Raw genomic sequence first — 21,776 nt, 5'->3', positions numbered from 1 at the left:
GGCCGGGGGTGCGGGGGGAGGCAGCGGTGCCGGCGGCGGGGGAACCGGCGCGGCCAACGCATCGAAGGGCGCGGGCGGCGGCGGAGGCGGCGGCGCGAACGGGTTGAACGGCGGCGGAGGCGGCAGCTGGCCGTTCAGCGGCTCCGGCGGGGGCGGGGCGACTTCGCGCGGGGTCGGTCCGGACAGGCCTGTGCCGCATACCGGCCATGCGCCCTTGCCCTGACCGGCGAGCACGCGCTCGGCGACGGCAATCTGCTCGTCCTTGGAGGCCAGGAACGCAGACGGCGCGTATTCGCCGCCGCCATTGCTCGACCAGGTGCTCGGCGAGAACTGAAGTCCACCGTGGTATCCGTTGCCGGTGTTGATGGCCCAGTTGCCGCCGGATTCGCAGCTGGCGACCTGATCCCACTCTCCGTCAGTCGCGGCGTTGGCCTGCCCGGAAAGGGCGAGGCCTCCAGTGCCGATGACTGCGCCGGTGAAGGCGATCTTCGCGACGCTTACGGCCGATGTAGCTGGCTTGCGATGCCGTCCACTCATAGGTGCGCTGATGTCCTCTCTTCTGCGCCCGCGAGGTCAGCTGTCGGGTTCGGGCTGGAGAGGTTGCCCGGCCGGCGGCGTCGAAACGACGCCGGCTTCACCCCAAGGAGTCGAATTCGGCTCCTGGTCCTTTCGGTGGACCGGTGGGTCCCCCGCCTCCGTCCAAAGTTGTTCGTTGTGACTGGGACCCGACTGGACGGAGCTCGGCGCGATCGGGGCACAGCGGGTCACCCGATTGAGGTCGAGGGACTTGGGTAGTGACCGTAATGGCTGCGTTGGGAAACATCATCTTTTGCAGATAACGGCGATTTCGGCTGCGGCAAATCTTAATAGAGCTCTAAACCCGCAGGGGATCCGACTGTTGTCGCAGGTGTTTGCCTCGCACCACCGGGCCGTAGCCAGTTCGTGACCTATTCGTTATGTGATGTATATCACCATCACCCGCCGGCAAACGGCGGAAGAACATCGATGGTCTGGGCGTTGATGAGCGCCACGTCCGCGTCGCGGACCGCGACGCCGTCGCACAAAAACGAGCAGCGCATCAACACTTTCGCGAGATTCGCGTCGCGGTCGCCGAGTTGATCGACGAGTTCGGAGATCGTCGTTTCCGGCCGAATCCGGATCGTCTCCTCTTCGTGACCCGCTGCCGCCCTCGCCGCAGCGAAAAACCGCACGGTCACCACAACGTCGGTGGTCGTCGTCACTCCACTAGCCGCCGATCGCGCTCATCGGGCGATCCGGCTGCACGAAGCCGGGGTCGTTGATGCCGTGGCCTGCGGCCTTGGCCCACATCGCGGCGCGCCACGCCGCTTCGAGCGCGTCGTCGTCGGCACCCGTCCGGAGCAGTCGGCGCAGATCTGTCTCCTGCCGCGCGAACAGGCAGTTGCGCACCTGACCGTCGGCGGTGAGGCGGGTGCGGTCGCAGGCCGAACAGAATGCATGCGAGACGGAGGCGATGATTCCAACCAGTCCGCGGTCGCCATCGACCCGCCACAGTTCCGCAGGCGCCGAGCCCCGCGGAGCCGAATCGGGTGCCAGGTCGAAGTGTCGGCGCAGGACGGCGAGCACATCGTCGGCGCTGATGGCCTTAGCGCGCTGCCACTGGTGGCCCGCATCGAGTGGCATCTGTTCGATGATGCGCAGCTGGTATCCATGGTCGACACAGAACCGCAAAAGTTCGGGGGCGTCGTCCAGGCCGGTAACCGGATCGAGCACCGCATTGACCTTCACCGGATTCAGCCCGGCGTCCTTGGCGGCCTGCAGACCGGCAAGCACATCGTGCAGCCGGTCGCGGCGGGTGATCCGGGTGAAGCGTGCAGCGTCGACGGTGTCCAGCGACACGTTGATGCGGTCCAGGCCGGCCTGCTTCAATTTCGCGGCGCGCCTGGCGAGACCAATTCCGTTGGTGGTCAACGTGATTTCGGGCCGCGGTCCTAGTGAGGCGGTGGCCGCGACGATGTCCTCGAGGTTTTTGACGACCAACGGCTCGCCCCCGGTGAAGCGAACGCTGGTGATTCCGAGTCTCGTCACGGCGATGCGCAGCAGGCGGGTCAACTCGGCGGGCGCCAGCAGTTGATCGCCCGGCATCCAGTCCAGTCCTTCGGCGGGCATGCAATATGTGCAGCGCAGATTGCACCGATCAGTCAGCGACACCCGCAGATCGGTGGCGATCCGGCCGAACGTGTCGACGAGCGGACCGTCGGCGGGCGCCGGATCCGCTGGGCCCAGCGAGGGCACTCCCAGGTCGATGACGGTCATACCAACGCTCCGACCGGCCTGTTGATGTCGTCGACGGGAACGATCTCCTTGCCCAATGGCATCAGCGATACCGGGATCAGCTTGAGGTTGGCCAGCGCCAGCGGGATACCGATGATCGTGACCGCCATCGCCACCGCGGTCACGACGTGGCCGATGGCCAGCCAGATTCCGAACAGGATGACCCAGATGACGTTTCCGACCAGCGCACCGGGCCGCGTTCCGGGCTTGTCGACGATGGTGCGGCCGAACGGCCACAACGCATAGGACGCGATCCGCAATGCGGCGAATCCGAACGGAATCGTGATGATCAGCACGAAGCAGATCAGGGCGGCCAGCAGGTAGCCCAGAGCCAGCCAGAGGCCGCCGAAGATCAGCCATACGACGTTCAGGATCAGGCGCATCTCACCTCCAGCGGTCGTCCCAGCCTACCGAGTAAAGGTGGTGAGGGAGGTTCGAGGTCCGAGTAGGATCGGCAGACGCGTCCCTGCGCACGGGACGCTTTCCTTATGTTGAGCGCTTTAGAAGACAAGCAGGTGAGGACCAGTGCCGACTGGCCGCGTTAAGTGGTATGACGCCGAGAAGGGTTTCGGCTTTCTGTCGCAGGAGGAGGGCGAGGACGTCTACGTCCGGTCCTCCGCGCTGCCGTCCGGCGTCGAGGGACTCAAGGCAGGGCAAAAAGTCGAGTTCGGCATGGCCGCAGGTCGACGCGGTCCGCAGGCGTTGAGTGTGAAGATCCTCGACGCGCCGCCGAGCCTGACGCGCACCCGGCGCGAGGCGGCCGCCGCCGAGCACAAGCACACGCCCGACGAACTGCACGGCATGGTCGAGGACATGATCACGCTGCTGGAAGGCGCTGTGCAGCCCGAGCTCCGCAAGGGCCGGTATCCCGATCGCAAGGTCGCGCGAAGGGTGTCCGAAGTGGTCCGCGCCGTCGCGAGCGAACTCGACGCCTGATTCTGCGGGTACAACTGGACCCATGGCATATGTCGCCGGCGGAGGCGAATTCAACCGCGACACCAACTACATCACCACGCGAATCACCGCCGACGGTCGCGACGGGTATCCCGTCGAGTCCGGGCGGTACCGGCTCGTTGTGGCGCGAGCCTGCCCGTGGGCGAACCGGACGATCATCGTCCGTCGGCTGCTCGGACTGGAAGACGTTCTCTCCATTGGCTTTTGCGGTCCCACTCACGATCAGGACAGCTGGACGTTCGACCTCGATCCCGGCGGCGTCGACCCGGTCCTGAAGATTCCGAGGCTCAAGGACGCCTACCTCAGGCGGTTCCCGGACTATCCGAAGGGCATCACGGTGCCCGCCATAGTCGACGTGCCGACGGGTGAGGTCGTCACCAATGACTTCGCCCAGATGACGCTGGACTTCTCCACCGAGTGGACCGAATTCCACCGCGAAGGTGCGCCGCAGCTGTATCCCGAACCGCTGCGCGACGAGATCGACGACGTCGCCCAGCGCATCTACACCGAGGTCAACAACGGCGTGTACCGATGCGGATTCGCCGGATCACAAGACTCCTACGACAAGGCCTACGACCGGTTGTTCACCGCGCTGGACTGGCTGTCAGAGCGGCTGAAGAATCAGCGATATCTGGTGGGCGACACCATCACCGAGGCCGATCTGCGGTTGTTCACGACGCTGGCCCGGTTCGATCCCGTCTATCACGGACACTTCAAATGCAACCGCAACAAGCTCTCCGAGTCGCCGGTGCTGTGGGCCTATGCCCGCGACCTGTTCCAGACGCCCGGCTTCGGTGACACCACCGATTTCGTGCAGATCAAACAGCACTATTACATCGTGCACTCCGACATCAACCCGACACAGATCGTGCCGAAGGGCCCGGACCTGTCGAATTGGCTCACCCCACACGGCCGGGAGGCGTTGGGCGGCAGGCCGTTTGGCGATGGCACCCCGCCGGGTCCGACGCGCGATGGCGAACGGGTGCCCGAGGGTCACGGAGCGGGCTGAGGCCAGACCGTTCGCACCGACCACTCGGCGTGGTACGACGGGAATTCGTTGCCCTCCTGGTCGACGACGATCGTGGGCAACTGCACGACGAAGCCGGTCAGCTTTCCGCGATGCGGGTCGACGGTGGGGATGGTGACCGCCAGCGTGGTGTCCGGCCGGAACTCCTCCAGCACGTCGGACCCCTCGTACGTGCGACCGAGCAGCCAGGGTGCATCGGCGATCGCGGGGGGCACGGACAGCTGCACCGGATGCCGGCCGTCGACCGCGAGTTCGCCTATTGTCTCCGGGTTTTCGCAGTCATTGAGGTTGACCACGTCGCAGTAGCTGTAGGGCCCGACCCGCACCAAGCTGCCATCGGCGTAAGCACTGATCTCGGGATGCTTCGGCGGCGGATGCTGCGCGAGCCGCCAGATCAGCACGCCGGTCGCTGCGGACGCGACGACCACCACGACCGCCAATGCGGCCAAAACACGTTTCACTCGGGCGCCACCGCCGCGCTGTCGGGGCGCCGTCCGCCCTCCTGTTCGGCGAGCACCGGGCGGTTACCGCCGAGGCCCGGTACCAGGGAGTCGCCGCGATAGCTCACGATCGTCTGCGCCAGACCGACGATCAAGACGGCGCTGACGCCCGTGAACCCGACCCACAACTGGGTGTAGATCAGCACGCCGATCGCCCCGCCCGCGACCCAGGCCAGCTGCAGCAAGGACTCCGAACGCCCGAAGGCCGATGCGCGCGATCGTTCGGGCAGATCGTCTTGCAACGACGCGTCCAGCGACGCCTTGGCGATAGCGCTTGCCCCAGAGGTGATCAGGGTGCCGATCGCGGCCACCAGCAGGTTGCCTGCGACGGCGGTCGCCAGCGCGCTTGCGGTGACCGCGATGGCGCAGCGCACGACCATCTGCGCGGGGTGGCCGAGCTTCATGCGCGCGCTGGCCAGATTGCCGACGAAGTTGCCGATCCCGGCCGCCGCGCCGATCAACCCGAGGATGCGCAGCTGCTCCCAACCGCTGGCGTCATGCGATTTGGCGTAGAAGGCCGGGTAGAGGAACAAAAAGCCCACCATCACTTTGATGGTGCAGTTGCCCCATAGCGCGGTGATAGTGTTGCGGCCCAACGGTTGTCGCGCGGTTGACGGAGTCTTGTGCGGCTCGGGATGGCGGCGCAACTCATCTGTGCCGCCGTGGTAGCTCAGCGTCGCGGGCACTTCGCCTTCCGTCACCTCGACCCACTTCGGGATCCGCATCGCCAGTCCCGCGCCGACCACCGAGACGGCGGCGACGACGTACAGCGCACCGGGCAGTTCCAGAACCCGGAAGAGATACTGCGCGGCCGCGGCGACGGCGCCACCGACCATCGTTCCGCCGAGTAGGCCGAACATCGTCAGCCGCGAGTTCACCCGGACCAGGTCGATCGACGGCGGCAGCACGCGCGGCGTCACCGCGCTGCGCAACACGCTGAATGACTTGGACAGCACCATCATTCCCAGTGCGCACGGATAGAGCACCCACGGCGGGAAGCTGCCCGTCGCCCCGTCGAAGTTGGCGATCAACACCACCACCAGCGCGGTGCGCAATATGAACGACGTGGCCAGTGCGACCCGACGACCATGCTGCAGTCGGTCCAGCGCGGGCCCGATCAGGGGCGCGATGACGGCGAACGGTGCGATGGTGATCAACAGGTACAGCGCGACCTTGCCCTTGCTTTCGCCGGAGGCCGCCGCGAAGAACAGGGTGTCGGCAAGCGCAACACCCATGGCGGCGTCGACCGCGAAGTTCGCCACCACCGGCCACGTCAGCGCGGTCAGCCCGGACTTGTCGGCGCCGTCGGCCGTAGCGGCGCGGTGCACGAGGCCATACATCTTGGAGCCCATCTCGCGGCTGCGTTGCGCGGCCGCTCGTGTCACCGTGACCCGTTGGCCTCCCGCGGCGCCGACGGAGTGCGGCGGGGGCCCCGACGTGTGCGGCCGTGACGGCTCGTCGAGCGGTGGCAGCCACCTGTTGGCGCTCGGCGTGGGATCAGACCGGCGTGCCCGGCGGTAGCCCCTGTCGTCGGGGTCACTGGGGTAGTTGGCCATCCCCGGATGCTCTTCGTCTGCGCCTGCGGGCGGACGAGGTGGGTAGTAGCGATCCTCACGCCAGGCCGACGAGTCCCTGTCGTCACGGCGGGGTCCGGTCACGTCAAAGATTCTCCCCCATCGAGGCGTCGGCACGCGTGCAGCCGACCGGTGTGGCTACTCGTCCGGCGCTGGGGCAATATTGATGACGATGGACATCGTGACGCAATCCACCGAGCACGGCGTGGAATCCCCCTCCGGGGACCCCGCGGCCAGGCCTGACCTCGAGACGGTGCTTCTGGGCTCCGTCGATGACGCGCGCGCCGCGATCGTCGAGTTCAGCGGTGAGGACACCGTCGGGGAGTACCTCGGTGCCGGCTTCGACGATCCGACCTCGGCCACCCACCGGTTCCTGGCCGATATGCCCGGCTACCGCGGCTGGCAGTGGGCGGTCGTGATGGCCGCATGCCCCGGCGCGGATCACGCCACCATCAGCGAAGTGGTGCTGGTACCGGGGCCGACGGCGCTGCTCGCACCGAAGTGGGTGCCGTGGGAGGACCGGGTCAAGCCAGGCGATCTGAGTCCCGGCGATCTGCTCGCCCCGCCCACGGAGGACCCGCGGCTGGTGCCCGGCTTCATGTCCAGCGGGGACCCCGAGGTCGACGAGGTCGCCGCCGAGGTGGGCTTCGGCCGCAAGCAGGTGCTCGGTCCGTGGGGTCGCGCCGATGCCGCGCAGCGCTGGCACGACGGTGAGCACGGTCCCGGTTCGGCGATGGCGCGGTCCACCCGCCGCCAATGTCGCGATTGCGGCTTCTATCTCCCGCTGTCCGGTTCGCTCGGCTTGATGTTCGGCGTGTGCGCCAACGAGATGTCCGCCGACGGCCAGGTGGTCGATTCCGAATACGGCTGTGGCGCGCACTCGGACACCCCACAGCCCGCGGGCACCGGATCTCCACTCTTCGATCCTTATGACGACGGCGTCCTCGACGTCACCGAACCGGCCGAACCGGCCGAACCGGCCGAACCGGACGAAGCGGTCGAACCGGCCGCACCGGACGAACCGGCCGCCGACTAGCTTTCGGCGGCGGCCTTGATCCGCGACAGCGACTGCTTCATCCCGTCGACGAGTTCCCGCTCGAAACTGGGCACACCGCCCATGAGCGCATTGACCGACATGTTCGAGAACGCTGACACCCCGTTTTCCGCATGGCGGCTTTCGGTCAGCTTGGTGCCAGTAGGTGTGGGCTCGAGCTCATAACTCCAGACGGTCCCGTTCTGGTTCACCCGGAACGCCAGCTTCTTCTCCGGGAGGAACTCCGTGATCCGGCTTGTGGTCGGCCAGACCAGAAAGTTGCGCCGGTTGAGGTTCACCGTCCGGCTGCCTTGTCGCAGCGGTCCGCCCAGCGTCTTCATCAACCGGCACTGTGGGCTCCACTCCGGCATCCGGCTGAGGTCTGAGATCAATGACCAGACCTTCGTCGCGGGGGCATCGATCTCGATGTGCGCTTGCAACAGCGGCTCTGCCATCGCTACCTCCTCGGCCTGTCGACGAATTCAGTCGAGTCCACTCTGCGCGCCGCGCGATCCGCGTCGCACCGCCTGACGCTGCCACAGAAAGATCGACGTGCCAAGCACACCCACGCCCAACCCGGCCACTGCGTATGGCCGCCAGTCGTGCAGCCCCGGCACCGTGAACGCCAACAACGTAGCCACCAGCCATCCGACCGTGATCACAGCGATCACCGGCCACGGCTTGAGCAGGCCCGGCGGCAGGGCCGGCGGTTGCGGGGTCATCGATCAAAACCTAACCCATTGGCGCGCACTTCTTCAGACCTGCTAGGTACTCTTTGCCTGTGCAGGATCCCGACAGTCGGCTGGCGAGCGATCTTTCGCTCGCAGTCATCCGGCTGGCACGTCAATTGCGCTTCCGACGCCCCGATTCCCACGTTTCGCTGTCACAGCTCTCGGCCCTCACGACGCTCGCCAAGGAGGGTGCGATGACGCCGGGGGCGTTAGCCGAGCGCGAGCGGGTGCGTCCGCCGTCGATGACGCGAGTGATCGCCTCCCTCAGCGAGCTGGGTCTCATTGCGCGTACGGCACATCCGGTCGACCGTCGCCAGGTCCTGGTGTCGGTATCACCGGCCGGCGCCGAGTTGATCGACGCCGAGCGCCGGGCGAGCCAGGAATGGCTGTCGCAACGGCTGGCCACCCTTGATTCCGGGCAACGTGACGCGCTCCTGACGGCCGCTGACCTGATGTCGGCGATAGTCGACGAAAGCGCGTGAGCGGCATCCGGCGGGCACGAGCGTAGCGAGCGGGGATTGTCAGAAGTAATCGACGTCACCGACCCTGCAGACCCTCGGCTGGACGACTTCCGCGATCTCAACAGTGTGGACCGCAGGCCGGACCTACCCACCGGCAAGGGCCTGGTCATCGCCGAGGGAGTCTTGGTGGTGCAGCGCATGCTCGTCTCGCGGTTCGCGCCCCGCGCACTGCTGGGTACCGACCGGCGCCTCAACGAATTGGCCACCGACCTGGCGGCCGTCGCTGCGCCGTACTACCGCGTGGCCGCTGACGTGATGGCCGATGTCGTGGGATTCCACCTCAACCGTGGCGTGCTGGCATCGGCGTCCCGCCCACCCGAACTCTCGGTGTCTGACGTGCTCGGCGACGCCAATACCGTAGCCGTCCTCGAAGGGGTCAACGATCACGAGAACCTCGGGTCGATCTTCCGCAACGCCGCAGGCCTCGACGTCGACGCGATCGTCTTCGGCAGCGGATGCGCCGACCCGCTGTACAGGCGCGCGGTCCGGGTCTCGATGGGCCACGCTCTGCTGGTGCCCTACGCATGGGCTGCGGATTGGCCGGGCGATCTGGAGATGTTGCGGAACAACGGCTTTCGGCTGCTTGCGATGACGCCCGACCCGGCCGCCCTTACGCTGGCCGATGCGATGTCGGAGGTCGCCGACCAGCGGTTGGCGGTGCTTGTTGGCGCCGAAGGACCCGGGCTGTCGGAACGCGCCATGTGGGCCAGTGACTTGCGGGTGCGCATCCCCATGTCGCGGGGCACCGATTCGCTGAACGTCGCCACTGCCGCGGCACTCGCGTTCTACGAACGGGCCAGGGTCGGACGATAGATTGAACCGGTGACCGACGACTCGACTCCGTGGGCGATGGGCCTGACGGTAGCCGCGTTCGTCGCCGCGGTGGTGGCCGCCGCGATCGTGGTGCTGAGCATGGGGTTGATGCGGGTGCATCCGATGCTGGCCGTCGGGCTCAATCTGGTCGCCGTCGGCGGCCTGGCCCCGACCGTCTGGGAATGGCGCAAGCGACTGGTCTGGCGCTGGTTTTTGCTTGGCGCCACAGTGGGTGTGGCCTGCGCATGGATCGCCGTGCTGGCCATCGCGATTGCGCAGTAACCGAATTCACGCAATCAGCGTCTCGGCCAATCTGGTGCGCCACGCCGCGAGCTCCTCCACTCCGAGGATGCGCAGGACGACCTGATCGGCGCCGGCCTCGCGATATTCGGCCACCCGCGCGGCGATGGACTCGAGATCACCCCAGGCGGTGACGCCGTCGAGCAGTCGATCGCTCACGGTGTCGATATCGGCCGCGGAGAAACCCAGCCGGCTCAGATTCCTGCGATAGCCGCCGACTTTGGTCAGAAAGCCCAGTGGTTCGGCGGCCGCCCGTCGCGCCTGCTCCCGGTCGGTGACCGGGATGACCATCAACAGCACGGCCAGTCGCCGGTCGTGACCCAGCATCTGGCGCGCGGCGGCGACGTATGGCGGTGTCACCAGGAACGGGTATGCCCCGCCGGTGCGGTCCCTCGCCAACGCGAGCATGCGGGGGCCCAGTGCCGCCAGGATCCGGGAGCCGGCGGGGATCCCCGCAGCGTCCAAGTCGTCGAAGTAGTTGTTCAGCGTCGCGAGCGGATGCGCATCGTGCGCGCCGCCGAGCCCGACGATGAAGCGGTCGGGGTGGTCGCGCTGCAGTGCGGTGTAGGTGGTGATCACATCGGTGGCCGCCACCGCCGAGACACCGACGATGCCGGTTGCGACGGGAATCGTTTCGGTGGCACGCACCGCGGCTTCGAGCATCGGCAACTTGCCGGACCGCCATAAGGTGGCGAAACCTAGTAGTTCGGCGTGGCGGGCCTCGTCGGCCACCACCGCAGGATCGTCGGTGTAGGGAAGCGCACTGGCGAGGCCGATCGGTCCGAGCGGTCCCGAAACGTGGGTCATATCCGCACGTTAGGACCTCAACAGAAGTTCAGGTCAAGCCTCAGCGTTGCCCGCTGGACCGCACACCGAGCAGCACGTCTTCCCAGGCCGGGACCGGTGGCTTGCCCTTGCGTGCCCGCGGCTTCGGTGCGGCGGGCGGTGCCGGCTGGGGCTCGAGGTCGAGTTCGGGCTCGGCGACCGGTTCCGGCTCCGCCATGTCCAGCTGCGGGACTGCTGCAACCGGCCGAAGCGGACGTGCGAAGTCCGGGTCGATGAGCTCGCATGCCGAGTCGTCGAGGGCGGTCACTGTGCCGCCGTGCGCGCCGGGCGTGAACCGGAAGTGCGCGGTGTTGTCCGACAGTCCGGCTTGCCACGCCATCTGCACGGTCCAGCGACCGTCCTCGTTGCGCCAGGCATCCCAGTTGGTGGCATCGGTGCTGAGACCGCGGGCGATCAGCGACGTCGTCACCGTCTCCAGCAGCGTCAGCACCGAGGGCCCGTCGGCAAGCACCGGATGCGCCGCGGTTGCCAGCTCGGCTGCCCTGGAACGTTCCAGCAGGACCGGATGAGCGAACCGCTCGACCCGCGCGTAGTCGACGCCGGAGGCTGCGGCGACCTGCTCGACCGAAGCGCCGGCACGAATCTTGGCCTGAATCTCTTTGGGACGCAGCACGCTTGACACCTCATCGGTGGTCTGAGGGGTGGCCTGAGACGATGCGGAGCCGGTCTTTTCGCCCCGCACGGCGGCCCGCAATCGGTCGTCGGAGAGCAACAGGAACTTCTCGCCGGAGTCGTCGGCCTCGCACATGATTTGTTTGCCATCGACGTCTAATCCGACGACTTTGAGTTTCCGCATGTCGACCTCCTCCGGGCGCATACGTTGCCCGATCAGGGCGACCCTACTGCGTTATCTGCCCGTTACCAGGTAGACACGCGGGCAGGTCAGAGGCGTTCTACCACCCAATCGATGCACGCGGTCAACGCGCTGACGTCGTCCGGGTCGACGGCCGGGAACATGCCGACGCGCAACTGGTTGCGGCCGAGTTTGCGGTAGGGCTCGGTGTCGACGACTCCGTTGGCCCGAAGTGCCTTGGCGATCGCCGCGGCGTCGATGTCATCGGCGAAGTCGACGGTGCCCACCACCTGCGACCGCAGTTCGGGATCGGCGACGAACGGCGTGGCGACCTTCGATGCCTCCGCCCAGCTGTACAGCCGCTGTGACGAGTCCGCAGTGCGCTTGACCGCCCAGTCCAGGCCGCCGTTGCCCAGCATCCATTCGAGCTGGTCGGCGAACATGATCAGCGTGCCGATCGCCGGGGTGTTGTACGTCTGGTTCTTGAGGCTGTTCTCGATTGCGATCGGCAGCGACAGGAACTCGGGCACCCAGCGGCCCGACCCGGCGATGGACTCGACGCGGGCGAGCGCGGCGGGGGAGAGGATGGCCACCCAGAGGCCGCCGTCGCTGGCGAAGTTCTTCTGCGGCGCGAAGTAGTAGGCATCGGTGTCGGCGATGTCGACGGGCAGACCGCCTGCCGCCGACGTGGCGTCGATGGCAATCAACGCGCCGTCGGAGCCGGCGGGCCGCTGAACGGGGACCGCGACGCCGGTCGATGTTTCGTTGTGTGCCCACCCGATGAGGTCGACGGACGGGTCCGATTGCGGGGTGGGCGCGCTGCCCGGATCGGCCTTGACGATGATCGGGTCGCCGACGAACGGGTTCTTGGCCACCGCCGAGCCGAACTTGGCACTGAACTCGCCGTAGGTCAGATGCAGGGAACGCTTGTCGATCAGTCCGAACGCGGCGGCGTCCCAAAAGGCAGTGGTGCCGCCGTTACCGAGGATGACCTCGTAGCCGTCGGGCAGAGAGAACAGCTGGCTCAACCCGTCGCGAACCCGGCCGACAAGGTTCTTGACCGGGGCCTGGCGGTGCGACGTCCCGAAGACATCGCCCGCAGCGGCCAGCGCTTGCAGCTGCTCAGGGCGCACTTTGGACGGTCCGCATCCGAAGCGGCCGTCGCGGGGCTTGAGGTCGGCGGGAATTGTCAGGTCGGCCATGCGAACCAGAGTAGTGACCGTACATACGGGGTTTCTGCGGGGTTCGTATGCAGAAAATGCGGCAAAAGTGGGTAAAGAACACGCGATGGAACCGTTTTGTATCCATAATGTGATGTGTCGGGGACTGAGCCCTTGGGGGGCACCATGATCAGTCGCGGGAAAAGTTCGACGCTTGTGCCGGTATGTGTGGCTGCGCTCGCGACATTCGGTTCGGTGCTGGCCGCTGCACCTGCGTACGCCGATGACGGCGGTGAGCTGCTGAATGAGATCAATGCAACGCGCGCGGCGAACGGCTGTGGGCCGCTTGCGGCCAACCCGCAGCTGACGACGTCGGCGGCGCGGCACGCCAACGACATGCTCATCACCGGGGTGGCGGCGCACACGGGTTCGGACGGCTCCTCCCTGTCCCAACGTGTCACCGACGCGGGTTACGCGGGCTACTCCAATCTCGGCGAGGTCGTCTTCTGGGCCAACGGCCCCGGCGGTAGCCCCGCCGCCGCGGTCAACTGGTGGATGAACAGTCCGGGGCACCGCGCGATCATCACCAACTGCGCGTTGACCGAGGCGGGCTTCTCGGCGGTGAGAAACGGCAGCATGATGACCGCGACAGGGGATTTCGGGGCGAAATAGCCTCTGCTGCTGACTAATTGGTCAGGATGCGGGCGCCGTCGGAGGTGACGGCGACGGTGTGCTCACTGTGGGCGGCGCGGGCGCCCGACGCTGTTCGTAGCGTCCACCCGTCGGGGTCGTGACGGTACTCATCGGTGCCGTCGCCGATCAGCATCGGCTCGATCGCGATCACCAGGCCGGGGCGCAACTTCATGCCCTTTCCCGGTCTGCCCTCGTTGGGCACGTCCGGATCCTCGTGCATGGTGCGCCCGATGCCGTGGCCGCCGTGGTGGGCGAGCAGGCCGAAGCCCGCACGGTGGATCGTCGACGAGATCGCGTAGCCGATATCGCCGAGCCGGTTGCCGGGCCGCACCGCCTTGATGCCTGCGGCTAAGGCGGCATCGGCGGCCTCGATCAGCGCGGCGTCCTCGGGGCGCGGGGTTCCGACGATGAAGCTGCGCGCCGCATCGCCGGTCCAGCCGCGCAGGGTCGCGCCGAAGTCGGCCGAGACCAGGTCGCCGTCCGCGAGCACATAGTCATTGGGGATGCCGTGCACGACGGCGTCGTTGACGCTCACGCACAGCACCGCCGGAAAAGGGCTCGGCGACCATCGCGGGTGATAGTTGAGAAACGGCGAGGATGCGCCGTGGCGGGCCAGTACGTCTGCGGCGACGCGGTCCAGATCCATCGTGGTCACGCCGGGTTTCGCGAAGTCGATGACGGCGCGCAGAGCGTCGGCGACGACAGCGCCGGCATCCGCCATCGCGTCGATCTCCGTGTTGGTCTTCAGCTCAACCATGTGTGTCCCCCGTCACATTTTCCGCGTATGGGGCTGGTGTACCACATGCAGGAATGGGTATTTCAAGTATGCGATACCTGCGGTACCGTGTTGGACACCCAAGGCGTAAATGTAAACCTCACTTAGGAGGCTTCGAATGGCAGTGAAAGAAGCCAAGACCGGATTGATCAGACGCTGGCGCCGCAACATGGATGTCAGCGACGACACGGCGTACGTCGACATGCTCACCACACTGTCCGAGGGGTCAGTGCGACGCAACTTCAACCCCTACACCGACATCGACTGGGACTCCCCGGAGTTCAAGGTGATCGAGAACGACGAGCGCTGGATTCTGCCCGCGACAGACCCGATCGGTCAGCACTCCTGGTATCAGGCTCAGGCGAAGGAACGGCAGATCGAGATTGGCATGTGGCGCCAGGCCAACGTCGCCAAGGTCGGGCTGCACTTCGAGTCGATCCTGATCCGCGGACTCATGGAATACGCCTTCTGGACGCCCAACGGCTCACCGGAGTACCGGTACTGCCTGCACGAGGCGGTCGAGGAGTGCAACCACACCATGATGTTCCAGGAGATGGTGAACCGCATCGGTGCCGACGTGCCCGGGATGCCCCGGTTGCTGAAGTGGATCCAGCCGGCCATCCCGCTGGTCGCAGGGCCGCTGCCGATTCCGTTCTGGTTCGGCATCCTGGCCGGCGAGGAGCCCATCGATCACACCCAGAAGAACGTGCTGCGCGAGGGCAAGACGCTGCATCCGATCATGGAGCGCGTGATGGCCATCCACGTGGCCGAAGAGGCGCGGCACATCTCGTTCGCGCATGAGTATCTGCGCAAGCGGGTGCCCGACCTGCCGCGGCGCAAGCGGTTCTGGCTGTCGCTCTACGTTCCGGTCGTGATGCGCGTGCTGTGCTCGGCGATCATCGTGCCGCCGCGCGCGTTCTGGAAGGAATTCGACATCCCGAGGTCGGTCCGCAAGGAGATCTTCTTCGCCTCACCCGAGTCGCGGCAGATGCTGCGCGACATGTTCGGCGACGTTCGGATGCTCGCGCACGACACTGGGCTGATGAATCCGCTCGCGAAACTGATCTGGCGGATGTGCCGAATCAGCGGCCGGCCCAGCCGGTATCGCAGTGAGCCGGCCCGCCAGCACTTGGTATCGGTCGCCTAGGGCTCCCATGCCTCATGTGATCACCCAGTCGTGTTGCAGCGACGGGTCCTGTGTCTACGCGTGTCCGGTGAACTGCATCCACCCATCACCGGACGAGCCCGGCTTCGCCACCGCGGAGATGCTCTACATCGACCCGGTCGCGTGCGTCGACTGCGGCGCATGTGTGTCGGCGTGCCCCGTCGGCGCCATCTCGCCCGACACCCGGCTGGAACCCCAACAGCTGCCGTTCGTCGACCTGAACGCTTCCTTTTATCCCAAGCCCGAGGGGAAGCTGCCGCCGACGTCCAAGCTCGCGCCCGTGATCGAAGCGCCTATGGTGCGGCCGCGCTCCGGTGCGCCGTTGACGGTGGCGATCGTCGGTTCGGGGCCCGCGGCGATGTACGCAGCCGACGAACTGCTGACCCAGCGGGGCGTGCGCGTCAACGTATTCGAGCGGCTGCCAACGCCGTACGGGCTGGTGCGTGCCGGGGTCGCCCCCGATCACCAGAGCACCAAACGGGTCACGCGCCTTTTCGACAAGGTGACGCGGCTGCCCGGGTTCACGTTCTACCTCAACGTCGACGTGGGATCGGACGTGACGCACGCCGACCTGCTGGCTCATCATCACGCCGTGCTGTACGCCGTCGGCGCGCCCAACGACCGCCGCCTCGACATCGACGGCATGGATCTGCCTGGCACGGGCACCGCCACCGAGATGGTCGCGTGGATCAACGGGCATCCCGAATTCACTGAATTGCCAGTCGATTTGAGCCATGAGCGGGTGGTGATCGTCGGCAACGGCAACGTGGCGCTCGACGTGGCCCGCATCCTGACCACCGACCCCGACGCTTTGGCTGCCACGGACATCTCGGACCACGCCCTTGCCGCGCTGCGCCGTTCGAACGTGGCAGAGGTCGTCATCGCCGCCCGAAGGGGTCCGGCGCACTCGGCCTTCACGCTTCCGGAACTGATCGGGCTGACGTCGACGTGCGACATGGTGCTCGACGGCGCCGACCACGACCTCGTGCAGGCCGACCTGGCCGCCGAACGGGATCCGCTCACGCGCAACAAGCTCGAGGTCCTGAGCAAGCTCGGTGACGCGTCGGCGCCTGCATCGCGGCCCCGCATCCGACTGGCCTACCGCCTCACACCCCACAAGGTGCTCGGAGACGTCGCCGTGACCGGCATCGAGTTCAACCTCACCGACACCGATGAGCGTCGTCAGCTCGAAGCCGGCCTGGTGTTGACGTCAATCGGATACCGCGGCAGGCCGATTCGCGATCTTCCGTTCGACGAAGCCACCGCGGTGGTGCCCAACGACGGCGGCCGCGTCGTCGATCCGGATTCGGGCGAGCCCGTGCGGGGCAGCTACGTCGCGGGCTGGATCAAACGCGGTCCCACCGGCTTCATCGGCACCAACAAGTCGTGTGCGGGACAGACGGTGCACAACCTCGTGGCCGACTACAACGCGGGACTGCTCGCTGACCCGGCAGTTAAGCCCGCCGCGCTGGACAAGCTCGTGCGGCGCAGGCGGCCCGACATGGTCGACGCCGCGGGCTGGCGCGCGATCGACGCGGCGGAGATCGACCGCGGCGGCGAGCATCGGCCCCGCGACAAGTTCACGACCGTCGCCGACATGCTGGCCGCGGCGGCCGCCGCACCCGCGCCGTCGATGCGCGAACGCGTGCTCGCCGGCTTACGTCGCTAGGTCGATGATCGCCGCGAGTCGTTACTGGCTCTGCTTCATCGCCTCCTGGATCTCCTCCATGCTGACCTCGCGCATCGGCTGACCCATCGACCACTGGTGGCCGAACGGATCGCGGACGACGCCGTATCGGTCGCCCCAGAAGGCGTCCTCCAGCGGATGAATCACCGTGGCGCCCGCATCGACGGCCTTCTGGAACTTGGCGTCGACATCGGTGACGGTCAGATGGATGGTCACCGGCGTGCCGCCGAGTGCCGTGGGGGTCATCGACTTGCCCTCGCTCATCTCGGGGAAGTCGTCGTTGAGCATCACCGTGAACCCGTTGATGTTCAGTGCCGCGTGGATGAGCTTGCCGTCGGGCCCGGGAACCCGGCCGTACTCCTCGGCGCCGAAGGCCTTGACGTAGAAATCGATGGCCGCCGCCGCATCGTCGACGACGAGATGGGGGGATATGGCCGGCTGGACGTCGATTGCCATGAGCAGTCTCCTATATGAGTTGTGTTTTCCCTCGCGGGCTATGAGTACGACCCGCCCGGCGGGCCAAACTCATCGCACCGGGCGCCATGATTGCGATTTCGGCGTGCTGAGTCACCCTCAGCGTGACCGGCCCCGCCGAAATCGCAGGCCGAACTCTGGCAACATAGCGGCGTGCCTGGGCGGGGAGTCCTAACGAGACCGCGGGTGGTCGTACTGGACCCCCTCATCGTCGGCATCCTCGCCGCCGCGATCAGCCTGGCAGGCGCTGGCCGCCCGTCGTTCTGGTACGACGAGGCCGCGACGATCTCGGCGTCATACAGTCGCTCGCTTGCGCAGCTCTGGCAGATGATGGGCACCGTCGATGCCGTCCACGGTCTCTATTACCTGCTCATGCACGGCTGGTTCACCATCTTCCCGCCCACGGAATTCTTCTCGCGCGTGCCGAGCGCACTGGCGGTCGGCGGCGCAGCGGCCGGCCTGGTCGTCCTCGGCAAGCAGTTCTCGTCTCGCACCGTCGCCCTGAGCGCCGGGGTCATCTGCGCGGTCCTGCCCCGCGCGACATGGGCAGGTATCGAAGCCCGGCCATACGCACTGACGATGATGATGGCGGCCTGGTCGACCGTATTGCTCGTCCACGCTGCACGCCGCGACAGCGACTGGGTCTGGCTCGTGTACGGCGTCGCGATGGTGACGTCGATCCTGCTCGACGTGTATCTCGCGCTGATGTTCGTGGCGCACGCCGTATTCCTGTGTGTCTACCGGCCGGGGCGAAAGGTCGTCGTACGGTTCGGCATCACCGCGGTGTGCGCGTGCCTTGCCGTCGCGCCGTTCGTCCGGCTGGCCGTCGGTCAGGCGCATCAGATCGTCTGGATCTCGCCGGTTGGCGGCCGGACGGTCGAAGACGTGGCCGTCCAGCAATACTTCGAGAGAAGCCCGCTGTTCCTGATCGTGTCCGCCTGTGTGGTGGTGACGGTAATCATCTTGTGGCGCTTCACATCTGCGCAACTGACTGGGCCGGCTCGCCAGCTGCTGGCGCTGGCGATGGCGTGGCTAGTGGTTCCCACCGCCGTGATCCTCGGCTACTCGGCGGCGGTCCACCCGATTTATACGCCACGCTATCTGTGCTTCACCGCACCGGCGATCGCGCTCGCGCTGGGCGTGTGTACCGGCGCGTTGGCGATCCGGCCGTGGATGGCAGCGGCGGTGCTCAGCGTGATCGCACTCGCGGCAGCGCCGAATTATCTACTGGTACAACGCAGCCCGTACGCCAAGTACGGAATGGACTACAGCCAGGTGGCCGACCTGATCGAGCAGAAGGCTGCGCCGGGTGACTGCCTGATGGTGAACGACACCGTCACCTTCATGCCCGCCCCGATGCGCCCGCTGCTGGCTGCGCGCCCCGACGCCTACCGCAACGTCGTCGATATCAGCTTGTGGCAGAAGGCAACCGATCGCCACGACGTCTTCGACACCAACCTCATACCCGAGGCGTCGGTCGGTCCCCTCCACGATTGCCGCGTCGTCTGGATCATCACCCAGGCCGACCCGTCACGGGCCGCCCACGAACAGAACCTGGCGATGGAACCAGGTCCACTGTTCGGCGGCACCACGGCGTTCGCGGTAACCCGAGACCCCGGCTACCACCTACTGGAGCGCTGGCAGTTCAACCTGGTTCAGGTCATCAGGGCAGCGCGCTGAGCGCTACCAGGCGCGGATGTAGTCGACCAGCATCGCCGCGGGGAAGTGACCCCGGGCCGGATCGCCGCCGCCTGGGCCGCCGACCGCAAGGGTGAACATCGGCTGCATCCAATAACCGGGGATGCTGAACGGCCACCGGAGGTCGCCGGGCCTTCCCGAGACCTGGATCGGCGTCGGAGGCACCGCGAAGTACGGTTCGGCACCGTCGACGTAATCGCGCCAGAACTTGAAACCGTCCTCGTCCCACCGCATCCGCCAGGTGTGCCAGTCGCCGTCGACGAGACCGGGGATCGATTTGCCCTCCCACGTCTTACCGTTCGACGCGGCATGCACGGTCGTCCCCGGCGCCCACGCGTCGTTGCCGTACCACTCGAAGATGTCGACCTCACCGTCGGGCAGCGGATCCTCGTTGACCGCCCAGAACGCCGGCCAGGCGCCTGGGGTCAGGCAGTCGAGTTTGATTCGCGCTTCCCACGTCTGGTTGATCATGCCCCGCCAGATGCCCCGCAGCTTGCCGCCGTAGTACGTGCCCATGTCGTTGGTGGCGAGCAGCACGAGGTTGGAGTTGCCGTCGAGGAACACATTGCGGCGATCGTCGCGGTAAATCCCCGCAACCGGGGGAAACACGTCGTCCTGCCAGGTCTGGATGATCCACTTGGACCGATCGGGTGCGGACCCCGCAGGCCCGTCGAACTCATCCTGGAAGATGTAGGTGCCCGGATCGCCGGTCGGCGGTTGGGCCGGTCGCGGTATGCGATCCAGCGGGCTCGCTTGAGCTTGGGCTACGGGAATCGTGGCGGCCAAAAGGCCGAGACCCGCCATCGTCATCATGTTGCGGCGATCCATCTGAGGCACCCGCCCACCTTAAGAGGACGACTCCGCGTTTAGGTTCATTTCGGTCCTCGCACGTGTTGTATCTAACTGCCGTTCACACGATGGAGAACGACGGCGGCAGCGCTAACCGCCCGGTCAGCGCCATCAGCACGGACTCGCCCTGACCCGTCGCGATCGCCGCTCGGGTCGCAACATCCAGTGCCTCGGCGAGCGCCTCCGCTGGCAGCGGGAACGGGATATCGAGCGCCCTGGCAATGTCCAGCCCGTGCACAGCTAGCTCAAAGGTTCGCGTCGGCAAATACGTGTGCAACCGGATGCCCAGTCCGCCGATCACGGTGATCACCGGGTCGTCGACCGATGCGAGATCGGCGCGCACCAACGACACCAACTCGTCGACGGCGGCCGCCGGATCATCGCCGAGGTCCCTGCCCGCCTGTCTGCCGCGCTCCGCGACATCGGCGGGGTCGATACCCAGCGCCGCCGGATTGACCCGCACGTAGTACTCCGCCGGCGTCGTGATGTCCACGCGCTCGGCGGTGGTCCGCAGATAGTTGCGCACGGTGGTCAGTGATCGGGAGGTGTGGCCGACCAGCGCGCGGATATCCCAATCGCCAAGGCCGGGCTCGCCCCACTTACCTGCCGGAATCGCATGCACCAGTGCGGCGAAGCTCGTCGCCGCTGCGCCGAACGGTTCCGTCGTCACGATCGCGAGACGTGGTCCCACCCCTCGACGGACTCCGGACTACGGGGTTCGGGCCCCACGTAGAGGGCCGCCGGGCGGACCAACTTGCCGAGCCGCTTCTGCTCGAGAATGTGCGCACACCAGCCCGCGGTGCGACCGCAGGTGAACATCGCAGGCATCATGTGGGTCGGCACCTGTGCGAAATCCAGGATGACGGCGGCCCAGAATTCGACGTTGGTCTCGATCGCGCGGTCCGGGCGGCGTTCCCGCAACTCGGCGAGCGCGGCCTGTTCCAGCGCGGCGGCCACCTCGTAGCGGGGCGCCTCCAGCCGTTTGGCCGTCGCCCGCAGCACGCGCGCCCGGGGGTCCTCGGCGCGGTAGACCCGATGGCCGAAGCCCATCAGCTTTTCCTTGCGGTCAAGGATTCCCTTGACGACCGCGCGCGCGTCGCCGGTCTTCTCGACTTCTTCGATCATCGGGATCACCCGCGCGGGCGCACCGCCGTGCAGCGGGCCGCTCATCGCGCCGATGGCGCCCGACAGGGCTGCCGCGACGTCCGCACCGGTCGACGCGATCACCCGGGCGGTGAACGTCGACGCGTTCATGCCGTGCTCGGCCGCCGACACCCAGTACGCGTCAATCGCCTCGACGTGCTTGGGGTCGGGCTCGCCTTGCCAGCGAGTCATGAATCGCGCTGTCACGGTGGAGCATTCGTCGACGATGCGCTGCGGAACCGCCGGCTGATAGATGCCGCGCGCGGACTGCGCGACATAGGACAGCGCCATCACCGATGCGCGGGCAAGCTGGTCGCGCGCCGTCTGGTCCTCGATGTCCAGCAGTGGCTTGTAGCCCCAGATCGGGGCGAGCATGGCCAGCCCGGCCTGGACGTCGACGCGAACGTCGCCGCTGTGAATCGGCAGGGGGAACGGCTCCGCAGGCGGCAGTCCGTGGCCGAATCTGCCGTCGACCAGCAGCTCCCACACATCCCCGAAAGTGACGTGTTGGCTGACCAGATCCTCGATGTCCACGCCGCGATAGCGCAGCGCGCCGCCGTCTTTGTCGGGTTCTGCGATCTCGGTGGTGAAGGCGACCACACCTTCGAGTCCGGGTACGAAATCCTCAGGAACCGCTGACGTCGTAGTCATGCGCAAATTCTCGCACCCGCCCGCCCGTGGCTTGCTACCGGTCGGTAACAGGTCGGCGAGCAGCAGAGGCGTAGCG

26 protein-coding genes and 1 riboswitch are annotated in these 21,776 nt (G+C 66.8%); of the genes, 10 read left to right on the top strand and 16 right to left on the bottom strand.

Annotation, left to right across the window (positions count from 1 at the left end):
- From AB4Z42_RS25530 to AB4Z42_RS25515, 4 genes are all read right to left on the bottom strand, one after another.
- Positions 1-537: transglycosylase family protein (locus AB4Z42_RS25530; RefSeq protein ID WP_442012017.1), on the bottom strand; the 537-nt coding region annotated here is incomplete at its 3' end.
- A gap of 10 nt (positions 538-547) precedes the next feature.
- Positions 548-722, bottom strand: a riboswitch (cyclic di-AMP (ydaO/yuaA leader).
- A 252-nt stretch (positions 723-974) separates the two neighbouring features.
- Complete coding sequence (locus AB4Z42_RS25525) at positions 975-1,241, bottom strand: MoaD/ThiS family protein (RefSeq protein ID WP_442012016.1); 267 nt, start codon at positions 1,239-1,241, stop codon at positions 975-977.
- A 4-nt stretch (positions 1,242-1,245) separates the two neighbouring features.
- Positions 1,246-2,295 (bottom strand): GTP 3',8-cyclase MoaA, encoded by a 1,050-nt coding sequence (moaA, locus tag AB4Z42_RS25520; protein WP_442012015.1) that lies wholly within the window; start codon positions 2,293-2,295, stop codon positions 1,246-1,248.
- Positions 2,292-2,696, bottom strand: coding sequence for a YccF domain-containing protein (locus AB4Z42_RS25515; protein WP_442012014.1), 405 nt, complete (start codon positions 2,694-2,696; stop codon positions 2,292-2,294). Before AB4Z42_RS25515 ends, moaA begins: the two co-directional genes overlap by 4 nt.
- A 142-nt stretch (positions 2,697-2,838) precedes the next feature.
- On the opposite strand from AB4Z42_RS25515, the gene AB4Z42_RS25510 reads away from it, so the two are divergent.
- Both AB4Z42_RS25510 and AB4Z42_RS25505 read left to right on the top strand, forming a co-directional pair.
- On the top strand, positions 2,839-3,249 hold the full coding sequence (locus AB4Z42_RS25510; protein WP_396736432.1) for a cold-shock protein: 411 nt from the start codon (positions 2,839-2,841) through the stop codon (positions 3,247-3,249).
- Between the two features lie 22 nt (positions 3,250-3,271).
- A complete protein-coding gene (locus tag AB4Z42_RS25505) occupies positions 3,272-4,276 on the top strand; it encodes a glutathione S-transferase family protein (RefSeq protein ID WP_442012013.1) in 1,005 nt (334 codons plus the stop codon).
- Here AB4Z42_RS25505 and AB4Z42_RS25500 read toward each other — a convergent pair.
- Positions 4,261-4,755: a DUF2771 domain-containing protein gene (locus AB4Z42_RS25500; protein WP_442012012.1), complete on the bottom strand. Its 495-nt coding sequence runs from the start codon at positions 4,753-4,755 to the stop codon at positions 4,261-4,263. The two genes, AB4Z42_RS25505 and AB4Z42_RS25500, sit on opposite strands and share 16 nt — an antisense overlap.
- Positions 4,752-6,350 carry an MFS transporter gene (locus tag AB4Z42_RS25495; RefSeq protein ID WP_442012032.1) on the bottom strand — a complete coding sequence of 533 codons (1,599 nt, stop codon included), beginning with the start codon at positions 6,348-6,350 and terminating at the stop codon, positions 4,752-4,754. The genes AB4Z42_RS25500 and AB4Z42_RS25495 overlap by 4 nt, the downstream gene beginning before the upstream one ends.
- A gap of 190 nt (positions 6,351-6,540) precedes the next feature.
- On the opposite strand from AB4Z42_RS25495, the gene AB4Z42_RS25490 reads away from it, so the two are divergent.
- Positions 6,541-7,404 (top strand): DUF3027 domain-containing protein, encoded by an 864-nt coding sequence (locus AB4Z42_RS25490; protein WP_442012031.1) that lies wholly within the window; start codon positions 6,541-6,543, stop codon positions 7,402-7,404.
- On the opposite strand, the gene AB4Z42_RS25485 is transcribed toward AB4Z42_RS25490, so the two are convergent.
- Positions 7,401-7,856, bottom strand: a complete 456-nt coding sequence (locus tag AB4Z42_RS25485) for an SRPBCC family protein (protein ID WP_442012011.1) — start codon at positions 7,854-7,856, stop codon at positions 7,401-7,403. The two genes, AB4Z42_RS25490 and AB4Z42_RS25485, sit on opposite strands and share 4 nt — an antisense overlap.
- Positions 7,857-7,883: 27 nt before the next feature.
- Complete coding sequence (locus AB4Z42_RS25480) at positions 7,884-8,123, bottom strand: DUF2530 domain-containing protein (protein WP_442012010.1); 240 nt, start codon at positions 8,121-8,123, stop codon at positions 7,884-7,886.
- A gap of 59 nt (positions 8,124-8,182) precedes the next feature.
- Here AB4Z42_RS25480 and AB4Z42_RS25475 point away from each other — a divergent pair, with 59 nt between their 5' ends.
- From AB4Z42_RS25475 to AB4Z42_RS25465, 3 genes are read left to right on the top strand one after another with little or no spacing between them, the layout of a single operon-like run.
- Positions 8,183-8,614, top strand: a complete 432-nt coding sequence (locus AB4Z42_RS25475) for a MarR family winged helix-turn-helix transcriptional regulator (protein WP_442012009.1) — start codon at positions 8,183-8,185, stop codon at positions 8,612-8,614.
- Positions 8,615-8,650: 36 nt separating this feature from the next.
- On the top strand, positions 8,651-9,466 hold the full coding sequence (locus tag AB4Z42_RS25470) for a TrmH family RNA methyltransferase (protein ID WP_442012008.1): 816 nt from the start codon (positions 8,651-8,653) through the stop codon (positions 9,464-9,466).
- A 9-nt stretch (positions 9,467-9,475) separates the two neighbouring features.
- Complete coding sequence (locus AB4Z42_RS25465) at positions 9,476-9,748, top strand: DUF2537 domain-containing protein (protein WP_442012007.1); 273 nt, start codon at positions 9,476-9,478, stop codon at positions 9,746-9,748.
- A gap of 6 nt (positions 9,749-9,754) precedes the next feature.
- On the opposite strand, the gene AB4Z42_RS25460 is transcribed toward AB4Z42_RS25465, so the two are convergent.
- From AB4Z42_RS25460 to serC, 3 genes are all read right to left on the bottom strand, one after another.
- Positions 9,755-10,573, bottom strand: a complete 819-nt coding sequence (locus AB4Z42_RS25460) for a TIGR03620 family F420-dependent LLM class oxidoreductase (protein WP_442012006.1) — start codon at positions 10,571-10,573, stop codon at positions 9,755-9,757.
- Positions 10,574-10,613: 40 nt separating this feature from the next.
- On the bottom strand, positions 10,614-11,408 hold the full coding sequence (gene sepH, locus AB4Z42_RS25455) for a septation protein SepH (RefSeq protein WP_442012005.1): 795 nt from the start codon (positions 11,406-11,408) through the stop codon (positions 10,614-10,616).
- 86 nt (positions 11,409-11,494) lie between these two features.
- Positions 11,495-12,607: a phosphoserine transaminase gene (gene serC / locus AB4Z42_RS25450; RefSeq protein ID WP_442012004.1), complete on the bottom strand. Its 1,113-nt coding sequence runs from the start codon at positions 12,605-12,607 to the stop codon at positions 11,495-11,497.
- A gap of 144 nt (positions 12,608-12,751) precedes the next feature.
- Between serC and AB4Z42_RS25445 the strand changes: the two genes are divergently transcribed.
- Positions 12,752-13,237: a CAP domain-containing protein gene (locus tag AB4Z42_RS25445; RefSeq protein ID WP_442012003.1), complete on the top strand. Its 486-nt coding sequence runs from the start codon at positions 12,752-12,754 to the stop codon at positions 13,235-13,237.
- A gap of 13 nt (positions 13,238-13,250) precedes the next feature.
- On the opposite strand, the gene map is transcribed toward AB4Z42_RS25445, so the two are convergent.
- Positions 13,251-14,015: a type I methionyl aminopeptidase gene (gene map / locus AB4Z42_RS25440; RefSeq protein ID WP_442012002.1), complete on the bottom strand. Its 765-nt coding sequence runs from the start codon at positions 14,013-14,015 to the stop codon at positions 13,251-13,253.
- A gap of 136 nt (positions 14,016-14,151) precedes the next feature.
- On the opposite strand from map, the gene AB4Z42_RS25435 reads away from it, so the two are divergent.
- Together AB4Z42_RS25435 and AB4Z42_RS25430 are read left to right on the top strand one after the other, a co-directional pair.
- Positions 14,152-15,180, top strand: a complete 1,029-nt coding sequence (locus tag AB4Z42_RS25435) for an AurF N-oxygenase family protein (RefSeq protein WP_442012001.1) — start codon at positions 14,152-14,154, stop codon at positions 15,178-15,180.
- Between the two features lie 7 nt (positions 15,181-15,187).
- Entirely contained in the window at positions 15,188-16,867 is a 1,680-nt protein-coding gene (locus AB4Z42_RS25430) for an FAD-dependent oxidoreductase (RefSeq protein WP_442012000.1), read from the top strand.
- Positions 16,868-16,888: 21 nt separating this feature from the next.
- On the opposite strand, the gene AB4Z42_RS25425 is transcribed toward AB4Z42_RS25430, so the two are convergent.
- Positions 16,889-17,341, bottom strand: a complete 453-nt coding sequence (locus AB4Z42_RS25425; protein WP_442011999.1) for a VOC family protein — start codon at positions 17,339-17,341, stop codon at positions 16,889-16,891.
- Between the two features lie 204 nt (positions 17,342-17,545).
- Here AB4Z42_RS25425 and AB4Z42_RS25420 point away from each other — a divergent pair, with 204 nt between their 5' ends.
- On the top strand, positions 17,546-19,039 hold the full coding sequence (locus AB4Z42_RS25420; protein ID WP_442011998.1) for a glycosyltransferase family 39 protein: 1,494 nt from the start codon (positions 17,546-17,548) through the stop codon (positions 19,037-19,039).
- Positions 19,040-19,042: 3 nt separating this feature from the next.
- On the opposite strand, the gene AB4Z42_RS25415 is transcribed toward AB4Z42_RS25420, so the two are convergent.
- From AB4Z42_RS25415 to AB4Z42_RS25405, 3 genes are all read right to left on the bottom strand, one after another.
- Positions 19,043-19,885, bottom strand: coding sequence for a glycoside hydrolase family 16 protein (locus tag AB4Z42_RS25415; RefSeq protein WP_442012030.1), 843 nt, complete (start codon positions 19,883-19,885; stop codon positions 19,043-19,045).
- An 82-nt stretch (positions 19,886-19,967) separates the two neighbouring features.
- Positions 19,968-20,576, bottom strand: coding sequence for a maleylpyruvate isomerase family mycothiol-dependent enzyme (locus AB4Z42_RS25410; RefSeq protein ID WP_442011997.1), 609 nt, complete (start codon positions 20,574-20,576; stop codon positions 19,968-19,970).
- A complete protein-coding gene (locus AB4Z42_RS25405) occupies positions 20,573-21,700 on the bottom strand; it encodes a citrate synthase 2 (RefSeq protein ID WP_442011996.1) in 1,128 nt (375 codons plus the stop codon). Before AB4Z42_RS25405 ends, AB4Z42_RS25410 begins: the two co-directional genes overlap by 4 nt.
- Positions 21,701-21,776: the final 76 nt, after the last annotated feature.

The organism is Mycobacterium sp. 2YAF39, assembly GCF_052114565.1.
Classification (GTDB): Bacteria; Actinomycetota; Actinomycetes; order Mycobacteriales; family Mycobacteriaceae; genus Mycobacterium.
This window is presented reverse-complemented; position numbering and strand designations above follow the sequence as displayed.

Excerpts from the sequence above, each read along its gene's own strand:
- moaA (WP_442012015.1), bottom strand. The coding sequence starts at position 2,295 with ATGACCGTCATCGACCTGGGAGTGCCCTCGCTGGGCCCAGCGGATCCG.
- AB4Z42_RS25515 (WP_442012014.1), bottom strand. The coding sequence starts at position 2,696 with ATGCGCCTGATCCTGAACGTCGTATGGCTGATCTTCGGCGGCCTCTGG.
- AB4Z42_RS25505 (WP_442012013.1), top strand. The coding sequence starts at position 3,272 with ATGGCATATGTCGCCGGCGGAGGCGAATTCAACCGCGACACCAACTAC.
- AB4Z42_RS25495 (WP_442012032.1), bottom strand. The coding sequence starts at position 6,350 with ATGGCCAACTACCCCAGTGACCCCGACGACAGGGGCTACCGCCGGGCA.
- AB4Z42_RS25490 (WP_442012031.1), top strand. The coding sequence starts at position 6,541 with ATGGACATCGTGACGCAATCCACCGAGCACGGCGTGGAATCCCCCTCC.
- AB4Z42_RS25485 (WP_442012011.1), bottom strand. The coding sequence starts at position 7,856 with ATGGCAGAGCCGCTGTTGCAAGCGCACATCGAGATCGATGCCCCCGCG.
- AB4Z42_RS25480 (WP_442012010.1), bottom strand. The coding sequence starts at position 8,123 with ATGACCCCGCAACCGCCGGCCCTGCCGCCGGGCCTGCTCAAGCCGTGG.
- AB4Z42_RS25460 (WP_442012006.1), bottom strand. The coding sequence starts at position 10,573 with ATGACCCACGTTTCGGGACCGCTCGGACCGATCGGCCTCGCCAGTGCG.
- sepH (WP_442012005.1), bottom strand. The coding sequence starts at position 11,408 with ATGCGGAAACTCAAAGTCGTCGGATTAGACGTCGATGGCAAACAAATC.
- serC (WP_442012004.1), bottom strand. The coding sequence starts at position 12,607 with ATGGCCGACCTGACAATTCCCGCCGACCTCAAGCCCCGCGACGGCCGC.
- AB4Z42_RS25445 (WP_442012003.1), top strand. The coding sequence starts at position 12,752 with ATGATCAGTCGCGGGAAAAGTTCGACGCTTGTGCCGGTATGTGTGGCT.
- map (WP_442012002.1), bottom strand. The coding sequence starts at position 14,015 with ATGGTTGAGCTGAAGACCAACACGGAGATCGACGCGATGGCGGATGCC.
- AB4Z42_RS25435 (WP_442012001.1), top strand. The coding sequence starts at position 14,152 with ATGGCAGTGAAAGAAGCCAAGACCGGATTGATCAGACGCTGGCGCCGC.
- AB4Z42_RS25430 (WP_442012000.1), top strand. The coding sequence starts at position 15,188 with ATGCCTCATGTGATCACCCAGTCGTGTTGCAGCGACGGGTCCTGTGTC.
- AB4Z42_RS25425 (WP_442011999.1), bottom strand. The coding sequence starts at position 17,341 with ATGGCAATCGACGTCCAGCCGGCCATATCCCCCCATCTCGTCGTCGAC.
- AB4Z42_RS25415 (WP_442012030.1), bottom strand. The coding sequence starts at position 19,885 with ATGGATCGCCGCAACATGATGACGATGGCGGGTCTCGGCCTTTTGGCC.
- AB4Z42_RS25405 (WP_442011996.1), bottom strand. The coding sequence starts at position 21,700 with ATGACTACGACGTCAGCGGTTCCTGAGGATTTCGTACCCGGACTCGAA.